At 63.8% G+C, this 20,935-nt stretch carries 25 protein-coding genes; 16 read left to right on the top strand and 9 right to left on the bottom strand.

The window, feature by feature from the left end:
* The first annotated feature begins 6 nt into the window (after window positions 1-6).
* Entirely contained in the window at window positions 7-993 is a 987-nt protein-coding gene (locus ACWA1U_RS00290; protein WP_463723356.1) for a Ppx/GppA family phosphatase, read from the top strand.
* Window positions 994-1,205: 212 nt separating this feature from the next.
* Entirely contained in the window at window positions 1,206-2,039 is an 834-nt protein-coding gene (gene proC / locus ACWA1U_RS00285) for a pyrroline-5-carboxylate reductase (RefSeq protein WP_463725089.1), read from the top strand.
* A gap of 27 nt (window positions 2,040-2,066) precedes the next feature.
* Here the strand turns inward: proC and ACWA1U_RS00280 are convergent, their stop codons facing one another.
* On the bottom strand, window positions 2,067-2,705 hold the full coding sequence (locus tag ACWA1U_RS00280) for a potassium channel family protein (protein WP_463725088.1): 639 nt from the start codon (window positions 2,703-2,705) through the stop codon (window positions 2,067-2,069).
* A gap of 22 nt (window positions 2,706-2,727) precedes the next feature.
* On the bottom strand, window positions 2,728-4,170 hold the full coding sequence (locus ACWA1U_RS00275; protein WP_463725087.1) for a TrkH family potassium uptake protein: 1,443 nt from the start codon (window positions 4,168-4,170) through the stop codon (window positions 2,728-2,730).
* Window positions 4,171-4,311: 141 nt separating this feature from the next.
* Between ACWA1U_RS00275 and ACWA1U_RS00270 the strand changes: the two genes are divergently transcribed.
* The 6 genes from ACWA1U_RS00270 (at window position 4,312) to ACWA1U_RS00245 (ending at window position 8,624) form a co-directional block, all read left to right on the top strand.
* Window positions 4,312-5,460 carry an acetoin utilization protein AcuC gene (locus tag ACWA1U_RS00270; protein ID WP_463725086.1) on the top strand — a complete coding sequence of 383 codons (1,149 nt, stop codon included), beginning with the start codon at window positions 4,312-4,314 and terminating at the stop codon, window positions 5,458-5,460.
* 65 nt (window positions 5,461-5,525) lie between these two features.
* Complete coding sequence (locus tag ACWA1U_RS00265; protein ID WP_463723355.1) at window positions 5,526-5,972, top strand: ArsR/SmtB family transcription factor; 447 nt, start codon at window positions 5,526-5,528, stop codon at window positions 5,970-5,972.
* A 249-nt stretch (window positions 5,973-6,221) separates the two neighbouring features.
* Window positions 6,222-7,322, top strand: coding sequence for a 3-deoxy-7-phosphoheptulonate synthase (locus ACWA1U_RS00260; RefSeq protein ID WP_463723354.1), 1,101 nt, complete (start codon window positions 6,222-6,224; stop codon window positions 7,320-7,322).
* Between the two features lie 132 nt (window positions 7,323-7,454).
* A complete protein-coding gene (locus ACWA1U_RS00255; RefSeq protein WP_463723353.1) occupies window positions 7,455-7,667 on the top strand; it encodes a helix-turn-helix domain-containing protein in 213 nt (70 codons plus the stop codon).
* Window positions 7,668-7,854: 187 nt separating this feature from the next.
* Complete coding sequence (locus ACWA1U_RS00250; RefSeq protein WP_003792170.1) at window positions 7,855-7,953, top strand: 30S ribosomal protein bS22; 99 nt, start codon at window positions 7,855-7,857, stop codon at window positions 7,951-7,953.
* A gap of 92 nt (window positions 7,954-8,045) precedes the next feature.
* Window positions 8,046-8,624: a DinB family protein gene (locus ACWA1U_RS00245; protein WP_463723352.1), complete on the top strand. Its 579-nt coding sequence runs from the start codon at window positions 8,046-8,048 to the stop codon at window positions 8,622-8,624.
* Between the two features lie 3 nt (window positions 8,625-8,627).
* Here ACWA1U_RS00245 and ACWA1U_RS00240 read toward each other — a convergent pair whose 3' ends face one another.
* Window positions 8,628-9,470 carry an HAD family hydrolase gene (locus ACWA1U_RS00240; RefSeq protein WP_463723351.1) on the bottom strand — a complete coding sequence of 281 codons (843 nt, stop codon included), beginning with the start codon at window positions 9,468-9,470 and terminating at the stop codon, window positions 8,628-8,630.
* A 152-nt stretch (window positions 9,471-9,622) separates the two neighbouring features.
* Between ACWA1U_RS00240 and ACWA1U_RS00235 the strand changes: the two genes are divergently transcribed.
* Together ACWA1U_RS00235 and ACWA1U_RS00230 are read left to right on the top strand one after the other, a co-directional pair.
* Entirely contained in the window at window positions 9,623-9,892 is a 270-nt protein-coding gene (locus tag ACWA1U_RS00235; RefSeq protein ID WP_463723350.1) for a glutaredoxin family protein, read from the top strand.
* Between the two features lie 127 nt (window positions 9,893-10,019).
* The gene (locus ACWA1U_RS00230) at window positions 10,020-10,730 is read left to right on the top strand and encodes a redox-sensing transcriptional repressor Rex (protein ID WP_463725085.1); all 711 of its coding nucleotides are present in this window, start codon (window positions 10,020-10,022) and stop codon (window positions 10,728-10,730) included.
* A gap of 14 nt (window positions 10,731-10,744) precedes the next feature.
* On the opposite strand, the gene ACWA1U_RS00225 is transcribed toward ACWA1U_RS00230, so the two are convergent.
* Together ACWA1U_RS00225 and ACWA1U_RS00220 are read right to left on the bottom strand one after the other, a co-directional pair.
* Window positions 10,745-11,368: a hypothetical protein gene (locus ACWA1U_RS00225; RefSeq protein WP_463723349.1), complete on the bottom strand. Its 624-nt coding sequence runs from the start codon at window positions 11,366-11,368 to the stop codon at window positions 10,745-10,747.
* A 114-nt stretch (window positions 11,369-11,482) separates the two neighbouring features.
* A complete protein-coding gene (locus ACWA1U_RS00220) occupies window positions 11,483-12,034 on the bottom strand; it encodes a YceI family protein (RefSeq protein ID WP_463723348.1) in 552 nt (183 codons plus the stop codon).
* A 185-nt stretch (window positions 12,035-12,219) separates the two neighbouring features.
* Here ACWA1U_RS00220 and ACWA1U_RS00215 point away from each other — a divergent pair, with 185 nt between their 5' ends.
* From ACWA1U_RS00215 to ccsB, 5 genes are all read left to right on the top strand, one after another.
* Window positions 12,220-12,885, top strand: coding sequence for a histidine phosphatase family protein (locus ACWA1U_RS00215; RefSeq protein ID WP_463723347.1), 666 nt, complete (start codon window positions 12,220-12,222; stop codon window positions 12,883-12,885).
* A gap of 92 nt (window positions 12,886-12,977) precedes the next feature.
* Window positions 12,978-13,547 carry a TlpA family protein disulfide reductase gene (locus ACWA1U_RS00210; RefSeq protein WP_463725084.1) on the top strand — a complete coding sequence of 190 codons (570 nt, stop codon included), beginning with the start codon at window positions 12,978-12,980 and terminating at the stop codon, window positions 13,545-13,547.
* Between the two features lie 98 nt (window positions 13,548-13,645).
* Window positions 13,646-14,359, top strand: coding sequence for a cytochrome c biogenesis CcdA family protein (locus ACWA1U_RS00205; protein WP_463725083.1), 714 nt, complete (start codon window positions 13,646-13,648; stop codon window positions 14,357-14,359).
* 47 nt (window positions 14,360-14,406) lie between these two features.
* A complete protein-coding gene (gene resB, locus ACWA1U_RS00200) occupies window positions 14,407-16,131 on the top strand; it encodes a cytochrome c biogenesis protein ResB (protein ID WP_463725082.1) in 1,725 nt (574 codons plus the stop codon).
* The gene (ccsB, locus tag ACWA1U_RS00195; RefSeq protein WP_463723346.1) at window positions 16,131-17,168 is read left to right on the top strand and encodes a c-type cytochrome biogenesis protein CcsB; all 1,038 of its coding nucleotides are present in this window, start codon (window positions 16,131-16,133) and stop codon (window positions 17,166-17,168) included. The genes resB and ccsB overlap by 1 nt, the downstream gene beginning before the upstream one ends.
* A gap of 22 nt (window positions 17,169-17,190) precedes the next feature.
* Here ccsB and ACWA1U_RS00190 read toward each other — a convergent pair whose 3' ends face one another.
* The gene (locus ACWA1U_RS00190; protein ID WP_463723345.1) at window positions 17,191-17,583 is read right to left on the bottom strand and encodes a PLD nuclease N-terminal domain-containing protein; all 393 of its coding nucleotides are present in this window, start codon (window positions 17,581-17,583) and stop codon (window positions 17,191-17,193) included.
* A 30-nt stretch (window positions 17,584-17,613) separates the two neighbouring features.
* On the opposite strand from ACWA1U_RS00190, the gene ACWA1U_RS00185 reads away from it, so the two are divergent.
* Complete coding sequence (locus ACWA1U_RS00185) at window positions 17,614-17,907, top strand: DUF4229 domain-containing protein (RefSeq protein WP_463723344.1); 294 nt, start codon at window positions 17,614-17,616, stop codon at window positions 17,905-17,907.
* 3 nt (window positions 17,908-17,910) lie between these two features.
* On the opposite strand, the gene ACWA1U_RS00180 is transcribed toward ACWA1U_RS00185, so the two are convergent.
* The 3 genes from ACWA1U_RS00180 to ACWA1U_RS00170 are packed head-to-tail and all read right to left on the bottom strand — an operon-like array spanning window position 17,911 to window position 20,910.
* Complete coding sequence (locus tag ACWA1U_RS00180) at window positions 17,911-18,801, bottom strand: 1,4-dihydroxy-2-naphthoate polyprenyltransferase (protein ID WP_463723343.1); 891 nt, start codon at window positions 18,799-18,801, stop codon at window positions 17,911-17,913.
* A gap of 24 nt (window positions 18,802-18,825) precedes the next feature.
* Entirely contained in the window at window positions 18,826-19,959 is a 1,134-nt protein-coding gene (locus ACWA1U_RS00175; protein WP_463723342.1) for an AMP-binding protein, read from the bottom strand.
* Between the two features lie 6 nt (window positions 19,960-19,965).
* Window positions 19,966-20,910, bottom strand: coding sequence for a 1,4-dihydroxy-2-naphthoyl-CoA synthase (locus ACWA1U_RS00170; protein WP_463723341.1), 945 nt, complete (start codon window positions 20,908-20,910; stop codon window positions 19,966-19,968).
* Window positions 20,911-20,935: the final 25 nt, after the last annotated feature.

The raw sequence follows: 20,935 nt of genomic DNA, 5'->3' as shown, positions 1-20,935 counted from the left end.
GAGACCATGCGGCTAGGCGTTCTCGACATTGGGTCCAACACGGTGCACCTCCTGTTGGTTGACGCCCACCCAGGGGCACGGCCCGTGCCGTATGCATCCCACAAGCGGCCCCTGCAGCTGGTTTCCTACCTCGACGCGGATGGTGCCATCACCGATGAGGGTCAACGCGAACTGATCGGCTTCATCCGGCAGGCGCGTGAATTCGCCAATGTGCATCGGGCGGAGGACTTCCTCGCCTTCTGTACCTCGGCTATCCGGGAAGCGGCCAACGGCGAGGATGTCCTGCGCCGTGTGGACGCCGAAACTTCAGTGATGCTCCAGGAATTGAGCGGCGACCAGGAAGCGGCGATGACCTTCCAGGCGGTACGGCGCTGGTACGGCTGGGGTGCGGGCTCAATCCTGAACCTTGACATCGGCGGCGGATCCTTCGAAATGGCCATGGGACATGACGAGCTCCCGGAGGTTGCCCTGTCCGTTCCACTGGGCGCCGGACGCCTCACCCGCGACTGGCTGCCGGGCGACCCGCCTGCACCGAAGCGTGTCAAGGAGCTGCGGCGCTATATCCGCAAGACTCTCAAGGACTCCGCCACGGAGTTCGACAGGTTGGGTCAACCCCACCTGGTGGCAGGGACTTCCAAGACCTTCCGCTCGCTGGCACGCATGGCTGGAGCTGCGCCCTCCGGCGACGGCCCCTTTGTACGGAGGATCTTGCGGCTGGATGATCTCCGGCTCTGGGCGAAGCGCCTCGAAGCCATGCCTGTGAGCGACCGAATCAGCCTGGACGGCGTCTCGGACCTCCGGGCGCAGCAGGTGTTGGCGGGTGCATTGGTGGCCGAGGCCGCGCTTGAGGTCTTCGGGGTGCGGACGATGGAGATCTGCCCGTGGGCACTGCGCGAGGGCCTCATCCTTAGGCGCTTTGACACCTTGATGTTCGAGGCGAACGAGCCGATGGCCTCCGTGGGCGTAGGCCAGGTGCAGTTCGGCGGTGGTTAAAGAAATGTGCCGGTGAGCTGTTCGGAATGGTTTGGGGGAACGCATCCGTAGCTCACCGGCACCGGCCGGATCAGGGAAAATCCGGCCTCATCACTCGCACCTTTATGAGGTAATAACGAATGTACTGGCCATTCTTGGACCCTCGCCTTGAACGGGCTGGGAGGATGCTGTGAATCGGTTCCCCATGACACGATGGCTTGATGACTAACACCATCTCCGCGCACGTCTCGTTCCTCGGATGCGGCTCCATGAACGGGTCCATCCTGACCGGGCTGCTGGCCGCAGGCCTGCCGCCAGTCCAGGTCACCGCAACGGTCCGGGATCCCCGGAAGGCTGAGGCCCTTGCCGCGCGCCACGGTGTCGCCGTGTTGTCCTCGACCACCGACTCCGGTGCCAACCAACAGGCGGCCGGGGCGGCCGACGTCGTACTCCTCGGGGTCAAGCCGGTGGGAATCATTGACTTGGCCAGGGAGATATCACCGGCGCTGAAGCCAGGCACCGTCGTGATCAGCGTTGCAGCGGCTGTTTCAATCAACATGCTTGAATCAGCTTTGCCCGAGGGGCAGCCGGTGATCCGCTGCATGCCGAACACGCCGTCCAGCCTCGGCCGTGGGGTGTTGTCCATCTCGGCAGGAACACATGCCACACCAGAGCTGATGGATCAGGCCCGCGCTGTCCTCAGCGCCGCCGGGACGGTCGTGGAGATCCCCGAAGACCAAGTCGATGCGCTCTCTGCTGTGAGCGGGTCCGGGCCCGCCTACGCGTTCTACCTTGCCGAAGCGATGGCCGCGGCCGGAGTGAAGCTGGGGCTCGATCAAGACCTCGCGAGGCTGCTGGCGAACGAAACCGTTGCCGGGGCAGGGTTCATGCTCGCCGAGGAAGGTGCCGATGCCGCAGCCCTCCGCAAGGCCGTCACCAGCCCCAACGGAACAACCGAGCGCGCAATCGCGACCTTCGACGAGATGGGCCTGCCGGACATCATTGCGGAAGGCGCCAGGGCGGCAGCCGAGCGGGCGGCCGTCATCACCCATGAACTGGGCGGCTGACCCCGCAGAGGCTCAGCGCTCGTACCGCTAGGGCCGCGCGGCGAACCGCTCCAGCAGGTCCACATGCCCGGAAACAATGAGCATGTCGCGGCTCGTGACCTTGGTTTCCGGACGGGCATAGGTGAAGTCCTCGCCGGGCGATTTCACGCCGACCACCGTGACGCCGTACTTCGACCGCACAGCCGATTCCCCGAGCGTGAACCCCTGCGTTTCCTTGGGCGGGTACATTTTGACGATCGCGAATCCGTCGTCGAACTCGATGAAGTCAAGCATCCGCCCGCCCACCAGGTGCGCGGCGCGCTGGCCGGCATCGGCCTCGGGATAGATCACGTGGTTGGCGCCGATGCGCTTCAGGATTTTCCCGTGGGACGGGGTGATCGCCTTGACCCACAGGTTGTCAATGTTGAGGTCAACGAGGTTCGCGGTGATGAGCACGCTCGCTTCAATGGAGGTTCCAACGCCGACGACGGCGGCCGTGAACTCCTGCGCGCCGAGCTGGCGGAGGGCGTCGATATTCGTTGCGTCGGCCTCCACCACATGTGTGAGCGTCGCTGACCACCGCTGGACCAGCTGCTGGTCCTTCTCGATCGCGAGGACTTCGCGTCCCTGCTTCACCAGTTGCTCGGCGGTCGCGGCGCCAAACCGGCCCAGGCCGATCACGAGCACCGGTGCGTTATGTGCTGGTCTGTCAGCCAATGATTGGCCTCTCTTCCGGGTAGTGGTACAGCGTGCTGCGCTGACGGAGGGCCAGGGCAGAAGCCAGCGTAATTGTTCCGAGGCGGCCAGCGAACATGAGCGCGGACAACACGTACTTTCCCTCCGGCGGTAGCTCCGCGCTGAGGTTGGTACTCAATCCGCAGGTTGCAAACGCCGAGATCACCTCGAAGAGCACGCGGTTCAGTTCCTCACCGGAGATCCAGAGGATCAGTCCCGTGCCCACTAGGACGAGCGTTGCGCCCATGAAAATCACCGAGATGGCCACCCGCATGGCACCCTGCGGGATTTTCCGCCCATACACGCTGACGTCGGAATCGCCGCGCGCCTCGGCAAGGATGGCCAGGAACATCACCGCGATGGTGGTCACCTTGATGCCGCCCGCAGTGGAGGCGGACCCGCCGCCCGCAAACATCAGTGCGTCGGTCAGCAGCATGGTGGTGGGTTCCATCTGCCCCTGGTCAACCAGGTTGAATCCACCCGACCGCGTCATCACCGAAGCGAAAATGGAGTGGATGATCTTGTCGCCGACGCTCAGGTCGGCAACCGTGCGGCTGTTGGACCATTCCATCGCAGCCCACAGCGCGGCTCCCGCCACCAGCAGAATGAGGGAGACGTTGACGGTGAGCTTGGTGTGCAGGGTCCACTTCCGGATCTGGTGCCGGAATTGGACCATGACCAGGATCGCAGGGAATCCCAGGCTGCCAATGAAGACCCCGACCATGAGTGGGACCAGGATCCACAGGTCCGTCTCGTAAGGAACCAGGCCATCGGAATGTGGCGTGAAGCCGGCATTGTTGAAGGCGGAGATGGAGTAGAAGACGCCATGCCACACCGCGAGCCAGAACGGTTCTCCCAGGACCATGAAACGCGGGATCAGTGCCAGCGCCAGGGTGATCTCCACCAGCACCGAAGTAGTGATGACAATCCGCAGGAGGGTACCGACCTCCCCGAGCCTGCTGGCGTTGTTCAGCGCGGACTGGGCCAGCAGCTTTCCACGGACGCCAAGGCGTTTGCTCACCACCAGGGCAAGCAGCGATGCGAGAGTGAGGGTACCCAGGCCGCCCACAAAGATACCGATGAGTATTACCAGTTGCCCGAAGAAGGACCAGTATGCGGCGGTTGAGACTACCGTAAGACCGACCACGCAGACGGCTGACACTGCGGTGAACAGGGCATCCGGCAGGGGAGTGGGTTCTCCGGAAGCACTTGAGACAGGCATGCTGAGCAGGGCCGTGAAGATGACAACCACCAGGGCGAAAATCAGCAGGGCAACCCGTGCCGGTGAGCTGTTGATAACGCCGTCGAGGAAATCGCGCGCTCTGCTTAGCAGCCGCAGGTGGACCTGGTCTTCCCCTCCCAACCACGAGGGGTGTTGGCTTGCCATCCTTGCTGATACGCTCCGATTCCTCGTAATGCCTGGGTGCTGAAGTCCTCCGAGTAGTAAATCACCTCCACCCGCCCGGCGTGGGCAGGACGGTCACTGATCGCGTAGCCTTCTGAAGTGTCCAATAGCCCTGTTCCGGCGTTCGCCACCCGCGTGGTGTGGGACGAGTCCATGCTCGCGTACAACTTCGGGGGCGGGCATCCCATGGACCCGCGCCGTCTGGACCTGACCGCACGCCTTGCCCGCGCCGTCGGACTTTTGGACCTGCCGCAGGTGAGTATCGAAGCTCCGGAAGTAGCGGACGACGCCGAGTTGCTGACAGTGCACGACGCCGGTTACGTCGCCGCGGTGAAGGCAGCCGACGCAGACCCCGAGGCCGCCGACGGGTCCGCTGGCTTCGGCACTACGGACACCCCCGCCTTCGCCGGGATGCACTCGGCCAGCGCCCGCATGGTGGGGGGCTCACTCGCAGCGGCGGACGCGGTGCTGTCGGGAGCGGCCCAGCATGCGGTCAACTTCGGCGGCGGCCTTCACCATGCAGGCAGGGCCCGTGCTAGCGGATTCTGCATCTATAACGACGCCGCGGCGGCTGTGCAGCGACTGCTCGACGGCGGCGTCCAGCGCGTTCTATACCTGGACGTCGATGCACACCACGGAGATGGTACCCAGGAGATTTTCTGGGATGACCCGCGGGTCATGACGGTTTCCCTCCACGAGACCGGCATGAGCCTGTTCCCCGGTACCGGTTTCTCGAATGAGACAGGGGGTCCTGCTGCCCCTGGCTATGCGGTCAATGTGGCTTTGCCGACCACCACCGCTGACGCCGCCTGGCTGCGCGCGTTCCACGCCGTGGTGCCGCAACTGGTCGACGTATTCAAGCCTGAGGTGATAGTCAGCCAGCACGGTTGCGACAGCCATGTGGAGGATCCGCTCACCAACCTCCGTATCTCGGTCGACGCCCAGCATGCTGCGGCGCTCAGCATCCGCGACCTCGCGACCCGCTACTGCGAAGGACGATGGATCGCGACCGGCGGTGGCGGCTACAACATAACGTCAGTGGTGCCGCGGTCCTGGACGCTGCTCACCGCAGTAGCGGCCGGCGCCGACCTTACGTGCACGACGCCGGTGCCCGCACAGTGGCGCGCCTACGTCGCCGAGCACTACGGGACGCGGACACCCGAGGTACTCGGCGACGGCGCGGACCTCTGGTGGCAGTCATGGGAAGCAGGATTCGATCCGAACGAGGAACTCGACCGTTCGATCATGGCCACCAGGAAGGCCGTGTTCCCTCTGCACGGGCTGGACCCCTGGTTCGACTGACCTGCCCCGGACTCACCCGTCTGCGGAGCTATGCCCCCGGCGGTATATGCGGTTAGGGTGATGGGATGGTCATTGACGATGTGTTTACCGTCATCGCTGAAGCCACCCGCCGCCAGATCCTGGCATCGCTGCGGGACGGCGACAAGGCGGTCGGCGAGTTGGTGGAGGAACTGATGGTCAGTCAACCGACCGTCTCCAAACACTTGAAAGTACTGCGTGAAGCAGGCCTTGTCTCCATGCGCGCCCAGGGCCAAAAGCGCTTCTACTCGCTGGAGGTGGCTCCCCTTGAGGGGATCGCGGAATGGTTGAGCGATTTCGTGCTCCCGGAGCCGCAGACACAGGGGCTGGCTCCCGCCGTCGTCGAACTTGATCCTGACGCTTTGGACACGGTCGCGGCGGCCCTCGAGCAGTCCGACGCAGCGCAGCCGTTCGGTCGCACGGTGGGCCGGGCGGCAGAACGCGCCGCCGACCTCCTCTCGCAGTTCCCCAAGCTCCGCCGCCGCAAGGAATAGCGCGCGCCCTCCCGCCCGTGCGTAACCGACTTGGCGGAAGCTCTTCAGGAGCGCTACGCTTCGAAACATGACAACCCGTTGGTATGCGTATTTTTCGTTGGCTCTGGAGGAGCCTCGTCAGGACTGACGTCCAATACGCCGACCAACACCTTCAGAGCCAACAGGGCAGGAATCACTTCCTGCCCTTCGTCGTTTCCACGGCGGGTTCTGATTTGAGTCCCGCCGGAAACTTTCCAGAAAGCCGGGACAATGCAAACCCTCTCCGCAGGTTCGTCGAATCTCAACGTTCGCCGAATTGAAGCGCTACCCTCGCCGTCAACACTGCTCTCCGAGCTCCCTGGCGATGATTCCCTCGCCGCACACATCCGCCGCTCCCGCGAAGAAGTCCGCGCGGTACTGAACGGCGTGGATGACCGGCTGCTCGTCGTCGTCGGGCCGTGCTCCATTCACGACACCGCTGCGGGCCTTGAGTACGCGAACCTTCTTGCCGGTGCGGCAGCACAGCACCGGGAGGATTTGCTCATCGTGATGCGCGCCTACTTCGAGAAGCCGCGCACAACCGTCGGCTGGAAGGGCCTGATCAACGACCCCCACCTTGACGGCACCCACGACATTGCGGCAGGCCTTCGCGCAGCCCGCGGGTTCCTGCACGACGTCGGTGAACTCGGCCTGCCGGTGGGAACCGAGTTCCTTGAGCCGATCAGTCCGCAATACGTGGCGGATCTGGTGAGCTGGGGTGCAATAGGTGCCCGCACTACCGAGAGCCAGATACATCGCCAGCTCGCGTCCGGCCTTTCGATGCCCATCGGTTTCAAGAACGGCACCGACGGCGGGATCAGCGTGGCGATCGATGCCTGCGCTGCCGCCAGTTCGCCCCAGGCCTTCCTCGGAGTGGATGACGACGGCCGCGCCGCGCTGGTCTCCACCTCCGGCAATCCGGATACCCATTTGATCCTCCGCGGTGGAACCGGCGGCCCGAACTACGGGCCCAGCCACGTCGCGGCGGCTTCGGAGCGCCTTGCGGCAGCCGGCCTGAATGGGCGGATCGTTGTCGATGCGAGCCATGCCAACAGCGGGAAGGACCACCGGCGTCAGGCGGAGGTCGCGCGGGAGCTTGCTGACGCCATCGAAGTGTCCCCGGTGATCGCCGGCGTCATGCTGGAGAGTTTCCTTGTTGAGGGAGCGCAGAAATTGGATGTGACCGCTCGGGGTGAGTTGGTCTACGGTCAGAGCGTCACCGATGCCTGCATGTCATGGGGGACTACGGCTGCGGTGCTGGGCGATCTGGCACGCGGTTCCAGGCGTCGCCGGGGTGTTGCGGATCGTGACCGAAGCGAGCTTTCACTTTAGTCACATCAACCACTAGAGTATCTCCCTAGACGGATAATCCTCAGGTCTCAAGGCGACACGCCGTCCGGCGTCCCATTCATTTGGATGGGCGCCATCTCAGGGTGAGGTTCCAGAGAAAAGGACAGTGGTGAGATGACTAGCGGGAGCAACTTCTCAGACGTGCGCTTCCTGACGGTCGCGGAGGTCGCAGAGGTCATGCGGGTATCCAAGATGACCGTCTACCGCCTGGTTCACTCCGGCGAGATGCCGGCTGTCCAATTTGGGCGTTCCTACCGTGTCCCCGAGTCTGCCGTGCAGCAATACTTGCGCTCCGCCTCCGTCGAGGGTGAGTCGGGCACAGGCTGAAGGTTCCGGTCGGGAAGCACCGGCTGGAGCGGGTACTCTATTAAGAAGCGTTTTGCGTAGGCGGCCGCGTTTCCCCAGAAGGGGCAGCGTCCGCCGGATGTACGTCAATGTCAGATTCGAACGTCCCTGCCTGTTCATTCGGGTAGAGGGTTGTCCGGAACCGGAATGAACAAATTGTGAGGACTCTATGGGTTCAGTAATCAAGAAGCGCCGCAAGCGGATGGCAAAGAAGAAGCACCGCAAACTGCTTCGCAAAACCCGCCACCAGCGCCGCAACAAAAAGTAGCATCGCATCCGGTCCGCCTACCAGGCGGGCCGGTTTTGCTTTTGTTCAGGTCATTCCGTTCGGACGGCCGGGCGCGACGTAAACTTCGGACCATGATCGACGACGCCGTAAAATCCCAGCTGCACGAGCGGCTCCAGCATGCGCGTGAACAGTTCATCGGGAAGCTCGAAGGTTTGAGCGAATATGATGTCCGCCGACCAATGAGCCGCACGGGCACCAATCTCCTCGGCTTGGTCAAGCATCTGTCGCTCTATGAGGCAGCCTATTTCGGACATGCATTTGGCCGCCCATTTCCGGAGCAACCCATTCCTGCCCTTGACGGAACGTTCCGCAATCGGGACTTCATGTGGGTGACAGCCGATGAAAGCCGTGTCGACGTGGTGTCGGCCTACCAGCGGGCATGCCAGCATGCCGACGGCACGGTCGAGTTGCTTCCCATTGACGCGACCGGACATGTGTCCTGGTGGCGTGCAGACGTCACCCTCTTCAATGTGCTGGTGCATATGCTCGTGGAGACGTCGCAGCATCTGGGCCACGCGGACATCCTCCGTGAAACCCTGGATGGGGCTGCAGGAGCCAGCGTGTTACCGCTCAGCACAGCCGAGGAAGCCGATTGGGAAACTCACCGCGCGATGGTGGAAGCCGCAGCCAGCAAAGCGTCGAAACTTTAGGGACTAGCCCCTCATACGGGAGAAGCCCCGCCACAGGCCGTACACCACGCCCGCGCCGGTAGCCGCCTTCAGGCCGAGGGTGGCAGCGCGTCGGCCGCTGCGGAAATCATAGACAGGCCAGTTATGGTCCCTCGCATGTTTGCGGAGGCGGTGGTCCGGATTGATGGCTACCGGATGGCCAACAATGGTGAGCAGCGGGATGTCGTTATAGGAATCGCTGTATCCCCAGCAGCGCGCGAGGTCCAGGCCTTCCTTGTCTGCGAGAGCCTGCACGGCAACGGCCTTGGCAGGACCATGCAGGAACTCACCCACGAGCTTTCCCGTGTAGAAGCCCTCTGAGACTTCGCCCACCGTTCCGAGAGCCCCGGTGAGGCCCAGCCGATTGGCGATGACACTGGCCACTTCAACTGGCGTACCCGTTACCAGCCACACGCGGCGGCCGTTCCGCAGGTGCTGTTCAGCCAGGGCCCGCGCACCAGGCCAGATCTTCGAGGCGATCATCTCGTCATAGACCTCCTCGCCGAGTGCGAGCACATCCTCGTGTGCAATGCCTATGGCGAAGGCGAGAGCAGCGTCCCTGACCGCGTGGATGTCGGTCATGTTCTCGCCACGCATCACGAACCGCAGCTGCTTCCAGGCGAGCCCCGCCGCGAACCGTACGGTGAATGCGCGCCTCTGGTACATCTTGCGGGCCACGTGGAAGAGGCTGGCGCCGCGCATCATGGTGTTGTCGACGTCGAAAAATGCTGCTTCCCCGGTCGGTCCGCCGATCGGCGCGGCTTCCAGAGCCACGTCAGCCAATGGAGCTCCAGGTTCAACGGCGGGCTGGAGGTTGGCTGCGGACATAGCACGAGTCTAATCATTGGGACGGCCCGGCCGCTTCAACCCGCCGCTTTCACGCTCCGCTTCATCCCGCCGGCTCAACTGCCCCCTCAGCCCTCTGGCAGCGCTGTATCGCCGAGCGCGCGCTGTGAAGGGGATCGGTAGACTCAGATACCGTGAAGCCCTCGCAGCAACCTGTTCCCGCGCCCTGGTCGTCGGGACTGGTCCTGGTGACGCGCGCAGACTGCCACCTCTGCGCCGAAGCCCGTGCAGTGGTGAGCCGCGTCGCGGGGGAGCACGGCGTCCCTTGGCTCGACATTGCAATTGAGGATCACCCCGCGCTGCTCGAGCGCTTTTCGGAGGAAGTCCCTGTGCTGATGCTCGACGGCACCCAGCGGGACTTCTGGAGTATCGATGAGAACCGGCTCCGCAGACTGCTCGCGTAGTGCTGGGGACTCGACTTTGAGTGCTCATCAACGCCACCTAGAGTGGACCTACTCCCGCCATCATCCTCCGGGCGGGTGAAGCTGCCCTAAGCAGCCAAGCACAGTGATGGAGAGATGACCAGTGACAATGCCGGAGTTACCCGGGCTGCGATCAGCAGCCGCCGACCAACAGGGCAGGCAGATCCCGCCAGCCTCCCTGGCGCGCCTGACAATCTACCTTCGCGCGCTGAATTCGATGCTTGCGGAAGGCACTGAGCGGGTATCTTCCGAAGAACTGGCCGACGCCGCGGGCGTGAACTCACCAATGCTGCGTAAGGACCTCTCCTACCTCGGTTCGTACGGCACCAGGGGCGTCGGTTATGAGGTCCAGTACCTGAATAGCCAGATTTCCACCGCCCTTGGATTGACCCAGGACTGGCGCGTAGCCATTGTTGGGGCAGGTAACCTCGGCAGGGCCCTTGCGGGGTACTCAGGGTTTCAATCGCGTGGGTTCGAAGTGGTGGCCCTGTTTGACGCCGACCAGCTGATTGTCGGCACGGAGGTGGGCTGGCTGCGTGTCAGCCCCATCGAGGAGCTCTCAACAGTGCTGCGCCGCACCCGCGCAAACATGGCGGTACTCGCGGTTCCAGCCGGCGTCGCGCAGTCCCTTTGCGATGAACTGGTAGCCGCTGGAATCACCAGCATCCTGAGCTTCGCTCCCGTGGTCCTCCAGATCCCGGACCGTGTGCAACTCCGCAAGGTGGACATGGCCACGGAGCTCCAGATTCTTGCCTACCACGCGCAAAGGGCGCAGGATCCGGATCTGGAATCCGAAGCCCACGCCCGTGCGGCTCAGTAAGGTTCTGCGATAGCTCAGTAAGTGGGCTGCTGAGGCTTGAAGTAGTGGTTGGACGGCTTCCTGTAGAGCAGTACAACGGCCACGACGCCGAGAAGCGTCACGATAATGCCGAGCGCCGTTGACAGGCCGCTCTGCTGAACCTGCTGGCCCTGAGCCTCGATCTGTTCCATCAGTTCAGGGTTGCTCTGAAGCATGGCGTTGGATATCCAGCCAATAATCAGACCAATGATCGAGATCGCAGCCAGCACGGTGGCAGTGATCCTTGCCCAGTTGTGCCCTTTGCGGATGAAGACGGCGAGGAGCACGTAGATCGCGGTGATGAAGAGGGAAACGACTATGACCACGGCATTGCCCATGGCAGCCATACCGCCGGTCATGCCGCTGGTGCCCGGAGCGATGATCGAGGAGAGAAGGGTAAGGGCGCCCGCGGCGATGATCAGCCAGAAAGCGAGATTCACTTCCTTGGGCATGGGCGGGCGCTCGGCATTCGGCATGCTAGCTGCGGTGGGGTAGGCGTATCCCGACGGTTGGGCAGCCTGGTAGCCGTATGGCGAGGAGGACTGTTGGCCGTTGTGCCCGGAGGCCGGCTGGTTGGGGTCGCGATCGGAGGGCTGCGGATTGTGGGATGGCGTGCTCATGCGCCCAGCGTACCGCCGGGAAAGGCCTCAGCGTGGGATCCAGGAAGGAACTGGAGGTAAACATTCGTGTGGCGTGCCGGAACGGGTCGGCACGCCACACGAAGCATGTGGAAACTAGTTGGCGGAAGGTGCCACGAAGGCTGCGTCGAGGTTGATGGTTACCTTGTCTCCCACCAGCACTCCGCCGGCCTCAAGGGCTGCGTTCCAGGTGAGGCCGAACTCCTTGCGGGAAATGACGGTCTGGCCCGAGAACCCGGCGCGGGTGGCGCCGAAGGGGTCCACTGCAACGCCGTTGAATTCGGTGTCGATGACAACTTCCTTGGTGATGCCCCGGATGGTGAGGTCTCCGATGAGCCGGTAGGTCTCGCCGCTGCCTTCCACGCGATTGGACTCAAAGGTCATTTCCGGGAACTGCTCGACGTCGAAGAAGTCTTCGCCCTTGACGTGGCCGTCGCGGTTTGCGTCACCCGAGTTGAATGACTCCGTCTTGATGGTGGCAGTCACCTTCGAATCATCAAAGGATGAGCCCACCTGCAAGGATGCGTCAACAGTGTCGAAGTTGCCGCGCACCTTGCTGATGCCAGCGTGACGGACGGTGAAGCCTACTTCGCTGTGCGAGCCGTCGAAGCTCCAGGTGCCTTCGGTGAGTCCTGTGGGAATAGCCATGATTGTCTCCTGATCTGAGGTGCTTTTCTACTGTCTCGCCGGATGGCTCCACAGTCGGTGTACCTCATATAAACATGCGTTTGCATCTTTTATTCCGCAGATTGGTTAAAGGTTCAAATATTAGGCGGGGCAGTGCAGACCCGTGCGATTTAGCCACCCGGCGCAAGGGGTGCGAAACTTAAGGCATGCCCAAAGCCACCGTTCACCTCGTGCGCCATGGCGAAGTCCATAACCCCGACGGCATCCTGTACGGCAGGCTGCCCGAGTTCCACCTGTCGAAGCTTGGCCAGGAGATGGCCGAGCGGGTGGCCGGGCACTTCACCGAGCGAAGGAACGACGGCGCCCGCATAGTCCATCTCGTTGCGTCGCCACTGACCCGGGCGCAGGAAACCGCGGCCCCAACTGCGCGCGCCCTGGGGCTCGAGATAGTGACCGACGAGCGCATCATCGAAGCCGAGAACAAGTTCGAGGGCATGGCGCAGGTCGCGCAGCAGTTGCGCCACCCACGGCACTGGAGGTCGCTGCACAACCCGTTCAAGCCTTCCTGGGGTGAGCCCTACCAGGCGCAGGTAACCCGGGTTATGGACGCTGTGCAGGATGCGCGGCGCCAGGCGCTTGCTGCATCCGGAGGTGAGGAAGCAGAGGCAATCATGGTGAGCCACCAGCTCCCCATCTGGGTTGCGCGCCTTGCGGCCGAGAAGAAGCGCCTCTGGCACGACCCACGCCAGCGCCGGTGCACGCTCAGTTCGGTGACTTCGCTGTATTTCGACGGCGAGAACCTCACCGGCGTCCGCTACGAGGAGCCGTGCGCTGATTTGCTTCCCGGTGCAGCTAATATCCCGGGAGCGTAATAGCATTACTACACGTTGTAGAAATCGTGGAAGACGTCGTGACATTAACTGATGCAGCACCCCGCCGCCGCACCCTCGGCAGGCTCCTGAGAATGGCCGCCCCCCTGGTGGCGGCCGTCGTCGTGCTCTCCGGGTGTGCAGCCGACGATCCGCTGGCGCTTGAAGCGCGCGAAGGGACCAACAAGAACTACATCGCCGGGGACGGCTCGGTGACCGAGTACGCGCCGGCAGAGCGTGGTGCACCGCTCGACCTCGAGGGAACGCTGTACAGCGAGGAGACTGTGTCTGCCGCCGACTGGCAGGGCCAGGTCACCGTCCTCAATTTCTGGTACGCCGCCTGCGCGCCCTGCCGGGAGGAAGCCCCCGACCTGGTGGCGCTGCATGAGGAATTCGCACCCCAGGACGTGCAGTTTTACGGAGTGAATATCCGTGATAGCAAGGCCAACGCCGAGGCATTCGAGCGCAACTTCAGCATCCCGTACCCCAGCTTCAACGATTCCGACGGCGGAGTCCTCCTCTCGATGACCGGTTACGTTCCGCCGCAGGCTGTTCCGACCACCATCGTGGTCGACAGGCAGGGTCGTGTCTCGGCCCGCATCCTCGGCCTCGCCGACAAGGGCACCCTGAACGCACTCATTGAAACTGCCCTGGCTGAGTCGTAAGTGAAGTATCAGCCGTGATCTCCACACCCACGCTGGGCGCCGTCGTCGTGCTGGCACCCGCAGGGAACGCCTTTGCCGACACCGTCCTCAACGGGTCCATGCTGCTGGCGCTCCCGGTGGCCCTCCTGGCTGGCCTGGTGTCCTTCGTGTCGCCGTGTGTGCTGCCGTTGGTGCCCGGGTACCTGGGGTACGTCAGCGGCCTCACCGGGGTTGACCTGCAGGAGCAGAAGCGCGGGCGTATGGTCGCTGGCATCGGCCTGTTCGTGCTGGGTTTCTCTGTGGTTTTCATGGCCTACGGTGCCATATTCGGACAACTTGGCGCATGGATGGCCGGCTCCCAGGAGTGGCTGATCCGCATTTTCGGTGTCGTTGTGATCCTTCTCGGCATCGTGTTCATGGGCGGCCTCTCGTGGTTCCAGCAGGACCGGAAGCTTCACGCCAGGGTGCCGAGCGGCCTGTGGGGAGCGCCGCTTCTCGGCCTGACCTTCGGCCTCGGCTGGGCACCCTGCATTGGGCCTACGCTCTCAGCCGTCCAGCTGCTGGCTTTCTCAAACGACGGCGCCAGTGCATCGAAGGGCGCGCTGCTGACCTTTGTTTACTGCCTCGGCCTGGGACTGCCGTTCCTGCTCATAGCGCTCGGCCTCCGCCGCGGGATGGGAGCGATGGCCTTCTTCCGTAAGCACCGGCTGCTGCTTCAGCGGTTCGGCGGGGGCATGCTCATTCTGGTCGGCATCCTGATGGCGACCGGTGCCTGGAATCTCTGGATCAATGAGCTTCAGCAGTGGATTGGCGGGGTGACACTACCCATCTGATGGCACATTCTGATGAGCAGTTCGAAGGCACGTCGAAGGAAAGCGCAATGACACCGAAGGATCGCAAGGACCCGCTGGGAGGCGGTGAGGCTGACGCGAATACCGTGGCGCTACCGGCTCTCGGGTTTTTTGGCACCCTGAGATGGGCCTGGACCCAGCTAACGAGCATGCGCACGGCCCTCTTCCTTCTCCTGCTGCTTGCTGTCGCGGCAGTACCGGGTTCTCTCTTTCCGCAGCGCCCCGCGAACCCGGCCGTCGTCACCGAATACATCCGCCAGAATCCAGACTCCGGGCCCATCCTGGACTGGTTCCAGCTGTTCGACGTCTACTCCTCGGTGTGGTTCTCCGCCATTTACCTGCTGCTGTTCATTTCGCTCATCGGCTGCGTGGTGCCGCGCGCGATCGTCTACTGGAAAGCCTGGCGCTCAAAGCCGCCGCGCACACCGAGCAGGCTCTCACGCATGCCGGTTCACGGCACGTTCTCGCTGCCTGCTGGAGTTGACGCGGGTGCGGGTGCGGGTGCGGGTGTCGGTGAGCGTCCGGCGTCGGCCAGTGCCGCCGTCGTCGACGCCGCGGAGGTGCTCAGGAAGCGCGGCTACCGCGTGGACGTGCGCGACGACGACGGCCCGCGGCCCTCCGTCGGGGCTGAGCGGGGCTTCCTCAAGGAGTTGGGGAACCTGGTGTTCCACGTTTCCCTGATCGGCGTCCTGGTGTCAGTGGCGGTCGGCGGGCTGTTCGGCTACCGCGGGCAGAAGATCCTTGTGGAGGGCGACACTTTCGTCAACACCCTGGTGGGCTACGATTCCTTCACCCCCGGCACAAATTTCTCCGAGGACAACCTGGACCCGTACTCCATTACGCTGGAAAATTTCGACGTCCGGTTTGACCGTCAAATTACCCATTACGGGCAGCCCATCGACTTCACGGCAACCATGACGGCGATTCCATCGCCGGGGGCCGAGCCGGAGGAAAAGATCCTCAAGGTCAACGAACCCCTGACCATCGGCGGCACCAGCGTGTACCTGGTGGGCAATGGCTACGCTCCGGTTGTGACCGTGCGGGACGGGGATGGGAATGTCGCCCATCAGGGGCCGGTGGTGTCGATCCCCCAGGACGGGCTCTTCACCTCGCTCCTGGTGCTGAAAGTACCGGATGCGCAGCCCGACCAGCTTGGGTTCGTGGGCTTTTTCCTCCCGACCGCTGCGATCGACGAGAACGGAGTCTCCTTCTCACGAGACCCTGACCCGTTCCTTCCGCAGCTGAATCTCAACTCCTACTACGGTGATCTCGGGCTCGACGACGGCCAGCCCCAGAACGTGTACGTCCTCGATACGCAGACGCTGACCGAGTTGAACAGCCGGAGCAGTGCAGCTGGCGGCATTGTGCTCGACCCGGGGGAGACGTTTGAGCTGCCCGACGGCAAGGGCTCAGTCACCTTCGACGGGATCCGCCGCTACGCCGCGTTGGACATCACCCATGATCCAGCCGAGTTGGGGGCACTCGTGTTTTCCTCCCTTGCTCTGGCGGGGTTGAGCGCCTCCCTGTTTGTTGGCAGGCGGCGGGTGTGGGTGCGGACGGAAGCGCACGACGACGGCCGCATCCTTGTCGAGTACGGGCTCCTGGCGCGTGGGGAAGACCACCGCCTGGTTGGAGAGGGCGCCGCAATCGAGAAGCTACTGCGGGATCGCTGGCTGGCGGCCCGCACCGAAGAAGACGAGAATGAAACAGCGCATGCTGGGGCATCGGCGCGGACCAGCGGTAAGGACAACTGATGCAGAACATTAACCAGACCCTCGGGCAGTACAGCGAGCTGTTCATGCTGCTCGCGGCGCTCGCCTACACGGCCGGCTTCCTTGCCTTCACCTGGGACCTGGTGAAGAGTAGCCGGAAAATCCGCGAGGTCGAGGCAGGCCTGGCCGAGTCCGTTGAGGAACGCGAACTGGTGCTGGCCGGAGCCGTGGCTGGTGGGAAGCGCGGCAAGGCTGCGACAGGCAGCGCAGCCCCGGCTGGCAGCACCGCTGACGACGCCATGGATTACAAGGGCGAGAAGCGCTCCGCCGCACGCATCGCCGTCGCGTTGACCGTGGTTGCCGCGGCAGTCCATGCGGTCGCCGTCGTCTCCCGCGGAGTTGCGGCCGGTCGTGTGCCGTGGGGGAACATGTACGAGTTCTGCACCACCGGTGGCCTTGTCGTGGCCCTGGTGTTCCTTGCGGTTCTCACGCGGAAGGACCTGCGGTTCCTCGGGACGTTTGTCATCGGGCTGGTGGTGGTCATGCTGTGCGCTGCCACGATCGGATTCCCGACGCCGGTGGCCAACCTGGTGCCCGCCCTCCAGAGCTACTGGCTCATTATCCACGTGTCGGTAGCGGTGGCGGCGTCGGCGCTGTTCACCCTGACCTTCGCGATGTCCGTGCTGCAGCTGCTGCAGTCCCAGCGGGTTGCACGCCTCGCGGCCGGCGGCGATGACCGGATGCCGTTCATGCGGTTGGTCCCGTCCGCGCTGAGCCTTGAGAACCTCTCCTACCGGATCAACGCGATCGCCTTCGTGCTCTGGACCTTCACCCTCATGGCTGGTGCCATCTGGGCTGAGAAGGCCTGGGGCCGGTATTGGGGCTGGGACACCAAAGAGGTATGGACGTTTGTGATCTGGGTGGTCTACGCGGGCTACCTGCACGCACGGGCCACCCGCGGCTGGACCGGAACCCGGGCAGCCTGGCTGTCGATTGTGGGCTACCTGTGCATCGTCTTCAACTTCACGATCGTGAACATCTACTTCTCAGGTCTGCACAGCTACGCAGGGGTCCAATAACCCCGTTCAACCTGCGTTTGGGCTAAGCGGGCTGGCCGTCGGAGGCGCCGGGGGCCGTGCCGCCGTCGTTCTTCTTGTCTTCCTTCGCGCGGAGCTCTGCTTCACGACGCCGTAACTCGGCCTCTCGTGCTTGCTGGCGCCGCTTTATTTCGAGGTTGCGGAGGAACTGGGGATCATCGTCCGGGGCGGTTGGGCGGCGCGGGGTCTGCCGGGGAGCAGCGCTGCCTCCGCGCCGGGGACGCCCAAACAGGAACCAGAGACCCGCTCCGAGGAGGGGCACCAGCAGGATCGTGAGGATCCAGGCCGGTTTGGAGATGCTGCGTACGGTGTTGCCCCGGCTCATGATGCAGTCGAAGAGCGCGTAGACGATGACGGCGATCCCCAGGATCACGAGGAACAGCAGCAGTCGGGGCATGCATCAATTGTAGGCGAGTAAACTTGGAGTGTGCCCTTCCTCAAATTCACCGCCCTCCGCCTTGGCCTCGTCGTGGTGTTCGCCTACGTCTGCTACCTGCTGGGGCTGGGAGCAATCTTCTCGGTGATAGCCGGGGCCATCATGGCGTGGTGCGTCACCTATCTGTTCTTCCGAGACCTGCGGAACCAGGCGGCGGCGACGCTGCAGCGCCGGTTCCGCGATGGCGCCCCGCCGGTCCGCACGGAACGCGAGCTAGTGGACGCTGATGCTGAAGATTCACTCGACCCGAACACACCTGTCAACTCTGACCGCCGCCGGAAGTAGTTCCTAGGCGAGAACGCTCGAGAGCACCACACCTGCGCCGAACAGCACGCTGAATCCAAGGTTGATGATGCTGGTCTGCTTCAATACGGGAATGAGGCTGCGGCGTTTTTTCCCGTTGAGCATGAGCCAGCTCGGCATCAGGCAGAGCGGGATGAGCAGCAGGACCAGAAGCACCCACGGGTGGTCATACACCAGGAACAGCGGCAGCAGGATTGCTACGGCCAACATCATCACGTAGCTGATGCGGGCGGCGGAGTCGCCCAGCCGTACGGCCAGGGTGAGCTTCCCCGCCTCGCGGTCCGTCGGGATGTCCCGCACGTTGTTGGCCATCAGGAGCGCCATCGCAATGATTCCTGTGCCGATCGCACCGATCCACGCCGGTCCGCTGACCTGGTTAGCCTGCGTGTAGGTGGTTCCGAGCGTCGCGACCAGCCCGAAAAACACAAAGACGAAGACGTCGCCCAGGCCCATATACCCGTACGGATTGCGACCGCCGGTGTAACCCCATGCGGCAGCTACGCAGCCCACTCCGACCAGGAGCAGGAACCACGTCTGGGACAGGACGATCAGCGCGACACCCGCCAGCATTGCCAGGGCGAAGCACCCGAAAGCGGCCCACTTCACCTGCCAAGGCTTCGCGAGGCCGGACCCGGTAAGCCGGAGCGGACCAACGCGGTCGTTGTCGGTTCCGCGGATGCCGTCCGAGTAGTCGTTGGCGTAGTTCACGCCGATCTGCAGCAGGACAGCAACGAGGGCGGCCAGGAGTGCATTGACGGGTTTGAACGCACCGAGGTCGTAGGCCGCAGCGCTCCCAATGATGATGGGCGCCACCGCCATGGGTAGCGTCCGGGGGCGTGCCCCCTCGATCCACTGCGCAGGTGTTGCAGTTGGCAAAGTACTTCTCCGAAGGTGTTGTGGTTAGAGGGCTGACTGTTCGAAGAGCGCACGTACCGCTTGCCGGTCCGGCTTCCCGTTGGGCAGCAATGGGAGGGCGTCAAGCGTCAGCACGATTTTCGGTGCCGCGTGCGGTCCGAGTTGTTCCCGCGCGCGTTCCCTGACGGCGTCGGGATTTACGGAGCCGACGACGGCGGCAGCCACTTGGGAGCCCCACTCGGCGTGCGGGACGCCGAGAACGAGTGCCTCCCGGATTTCCGCCATGCCCTCAAGGACGCTTGCCAGGGCGGCCGCGGAAACCTTGACGCCACCGGTGACGATGACGTCGTCCATCCGGCCGTGAACCGTCAGGACGCCGTCGTCGAGGGAACCGGCGTCGTCGGTCCGGAACCAGCGTTGGCCGGAATTGAAAGGGAACTTCTCACGGGTCAGTTCGGGCTCTCCAAGGTAGCCGTCAGCGAGGACGGGGCCGCTGATCCAGAGCCGGCCAGCCTCCTCAGTGAGCTCCACGCCTTCCAGGGGGACGCCGTCGTACACGCAGCCGCCGCAGGTTTCGCTCATGCCATAGGTACGGACAATCTTGAGTCCGTGCTTGCGTGCTTCTTCGCGGAGCGGGTCCGAGACAGCGGCACCGCCGAGCAGGATGGCATTGAACCGTTTGAGGGCTTTGATGGTCTCCGGTGACGGATCCTGGAGGAGCCGGTGTAGCTGGGTGGGGACCAGCGAGGTGAAACGGACCTTGTCGGTGAGTTCACCGGCGGCTTGGGTGAACGCCTCGGCGCTGAACGTCCGGTCGAGGTCCATCGCCCAGGGCCGGGTGCCCGCGTAAAGGGAGCGGACCAGAACCTGGAAACCGGCGACGTAGTGCACCGGGAGGGTGAGCAGCCATTGACCCTCGGCCCGAAGGGCGTAGGCAGTGCCCATCGCCGATGCAGCGAGTGCGTCGACGCTGAGAAGGGTCTGCTTCGGCGTGCCGGTTGACCCGGAGGTGCTGAGCACCGCGGCGATCTCGTCGTTGGGGAGTTCACCGTTGAAGCTCTGGTGTTCATCAGCGTGCGGCGCGACAGCGGGGCCCTCACCGGCGAGGGCGGCTGCCAGCGGCTTGAGCAACGCGTGTGGATCGGAGCCGGGGGGAGTGTGTTGGGGAAGGAGTTCCATCAGCGCCTAGAAGTAGTAGGGGAAGGCGGACCAGTCGGGGCTGCGTTTTTCGAGGAAGGCTTCCTTGCCCTCGACGGCTTCGTCGGTCATGTAGGCCATGCGGGTGGCTTCCCCGGCGAACACCTGTTGGCCGGCCAGGCCGTCATCGGCCAGGTTGAAGGCGAATTTGAGCATGCGGATGGCCTGTGGACTCTGCCGGGCGATGTCCGCCGCGTACTCCAGCGCCACCTCTTCCAGCCGCTCATGCTCCACGGCCTCGTTGACCGCGCCCATCGCCACCATGTCATCTGCCGAGTACTCCCGGGCGAGGAAGAAAATCTCGCGGGCACGCTTCTGCCCGATTTGGCGGGCAAGCAGCGCAGACCCGTAGCCGGCGTCGAAACTTCCCACTGTTGCGTCGGTCTGCTTGAACTTCCCGTGCTGACGTGAGGCGATGGTCAGGTCCGCCACGACGTGCAGGCTGTGCCCGCCGCCGGCTGCCCAACCGTTGACGACGGCGATGACCACCTTGGGCATGGTGCGCATGAGCCGCTGGACTTCGAGGATGTGGAGCCTGCCGGCACGGGCGGGGTCGATGGTCTCCCTGGTGTCCCCTTCGGCGTACCGGTAACCGTCCCTCCCGCGGATCCGCTGGTCCCCGCCGGAGCAGAACGAATGACCGCCGTCCTTGGGGGACGGGCCGTTTCCTGTGAGGAGCACGGTGGCTACGTCTGGGGTCATGCGGGCATGATCCATGGTGCGGTAGAGCTCATCCACAGTGCCGGGGCGGAACGCATTGCGTACCTCGGGGCGGTTGAACGCGATGCGGACGGTGGGTAGGTCGCGCTGGGCGGAACTGCGTTCTACCTCGCGGTGGTACGTGATGTCTTCGAGATCCTCAAATCCCTCCACGAGCCGCCAGCGGGTCGGGTCGAAGGTGTCGGATACCTGGATTGGGAGGTCTGTGGTCACCAGTCGAGTCTAGCTTTGAGACCTA

It is taken from the genome of Arthrobacter sp. TRD_SC_6, assembly GCF_055361185.1.
This window is presented reverse-complemented; position numbering and strand designations above follow the sequence as displayed.

Coding starts and splice junctions, on each gene's coding strand:
- ACWA1U_RS00290 (WP_463723356.1), top strand. CDS start 7: ATGCGGCTAGGCGTTCTCGACATTGGGTCCAACACGGTGCACCTCCTG.
- ACWA1U_RS00270 (WP_463725086.1), top strand. CDS start 4,312: ATGCTCGCGTACAACTTCGGGGGCGGGCATCCCATGGACCCGCGCCGT.
- ACWA1U_RS00265 (WP_463723355.1), top strand. CDS start 5,526: ATGGTCATTGACGATGTGTTTACCGTCATCGCTGAAGCCACCCGCCGC.
- ACWA1U_RS00260 (WP_463723354.1), top strand. CDS start 6,222: ATGCAAACCCTCTCCGCAGGTTCGTCGAATCTCAACGTTCGCCGAATT.
- ACWA1U_RS00255 (WP_463723353.1), top strand. CDS start 7,455: ATGACTAGCGGGAGCAACTTCTCAGACGTGCGCTTCCTGACGGTCGCG.
- ACWA1U_RS00250 (WP_003792170.1), top strand. CDS start 7,855: ATGGGTTCAGTAATCAAGAAGCGCCGCAAGCGGATGGCAAAGAAGAAG.
- ACWA1U_RS00245 (WP_463723352.1), top strand. CDS start 8,046: ATGATCGACGACGCCGTAAAATCCCAGCTGCACGAGCGGCTCCAGCAT.
- ACWA1U_RS00240 (WP_463723351.1), bottom strand. CDS start 9,470: ATGTCCGCAGCCAACCTCCAGCCCGCCGTTGAACCTGGAGCTCCATTG.
- ACWA1U_RS00230 (WP_463725085.1), top strand. CDS start 10,020: ATGCCGGAGTTACCCGGGCTGCGATCAGCAGCCGCCGACCAACAGGGC.
- ACWA1U_RS00225 (WP_463723349.1), bottom strand. CDS start 11,368: ATGAGCACGCCATCCCACAATCCGCAGCCCTCCGATCGCGACCCCAAC.
- ACWA1U_RS00220 (WP_463723348.1), bottom strand. CDS start 12,034: ATGGCTATTCCCACAGGACTCACCGAAGGCACCTGGAGCTTCGACGGC.
- ACWA1U_RS00215 (WP_463723347.1), top strand. CDS start 12,220: ATGCCCAAAGCCACCGTTCACCTCGTGCGCCATGGCGAAGTCCATAAC.
- ACWA1U_RS00210 (WP_463725084.1), top strand. CDS start 12,978: ATGGCCGCCCCCCTGGTGGCGGCCGTCGTCGTGCTCTCCGGGTGTGCA.
- ACWA1U_RS00205 (WP_463725083.1), top strand. CDS start 13,646: ATGCTGCTGGCGCTCCCGGTGGCCCTCCTGGCTGGCCTGGTGTCCTTC.
- resB (WP_463725082.1), top strand. CDS start 14,407: ATGACACCGAAGGATCGCAAGGACCCGCTGGGAGGCGGTGAGGCTGAC.
- ccsB (WP_463723346.1), top strand. CDS start 16,131: ATGCAGAACATTAACCAGACCCTCGGGCAGTACAGCGAGCTGTTCATG.
- ACWA1U_RS00190 (WP_463723345.1), bottom strand. CDS start 17,583: ATGCCCCGACTGCTGCTGTTCCTCGTGATCCTGGGGATCGCCGTCATC.
- ACWA1U_RS00175 (WP_463723342.1), bottom strand. CDS start 19,959: ATGGAACTCCTTCCCCAACACACTCCCCCCGGCTCCGATCCACACGCG.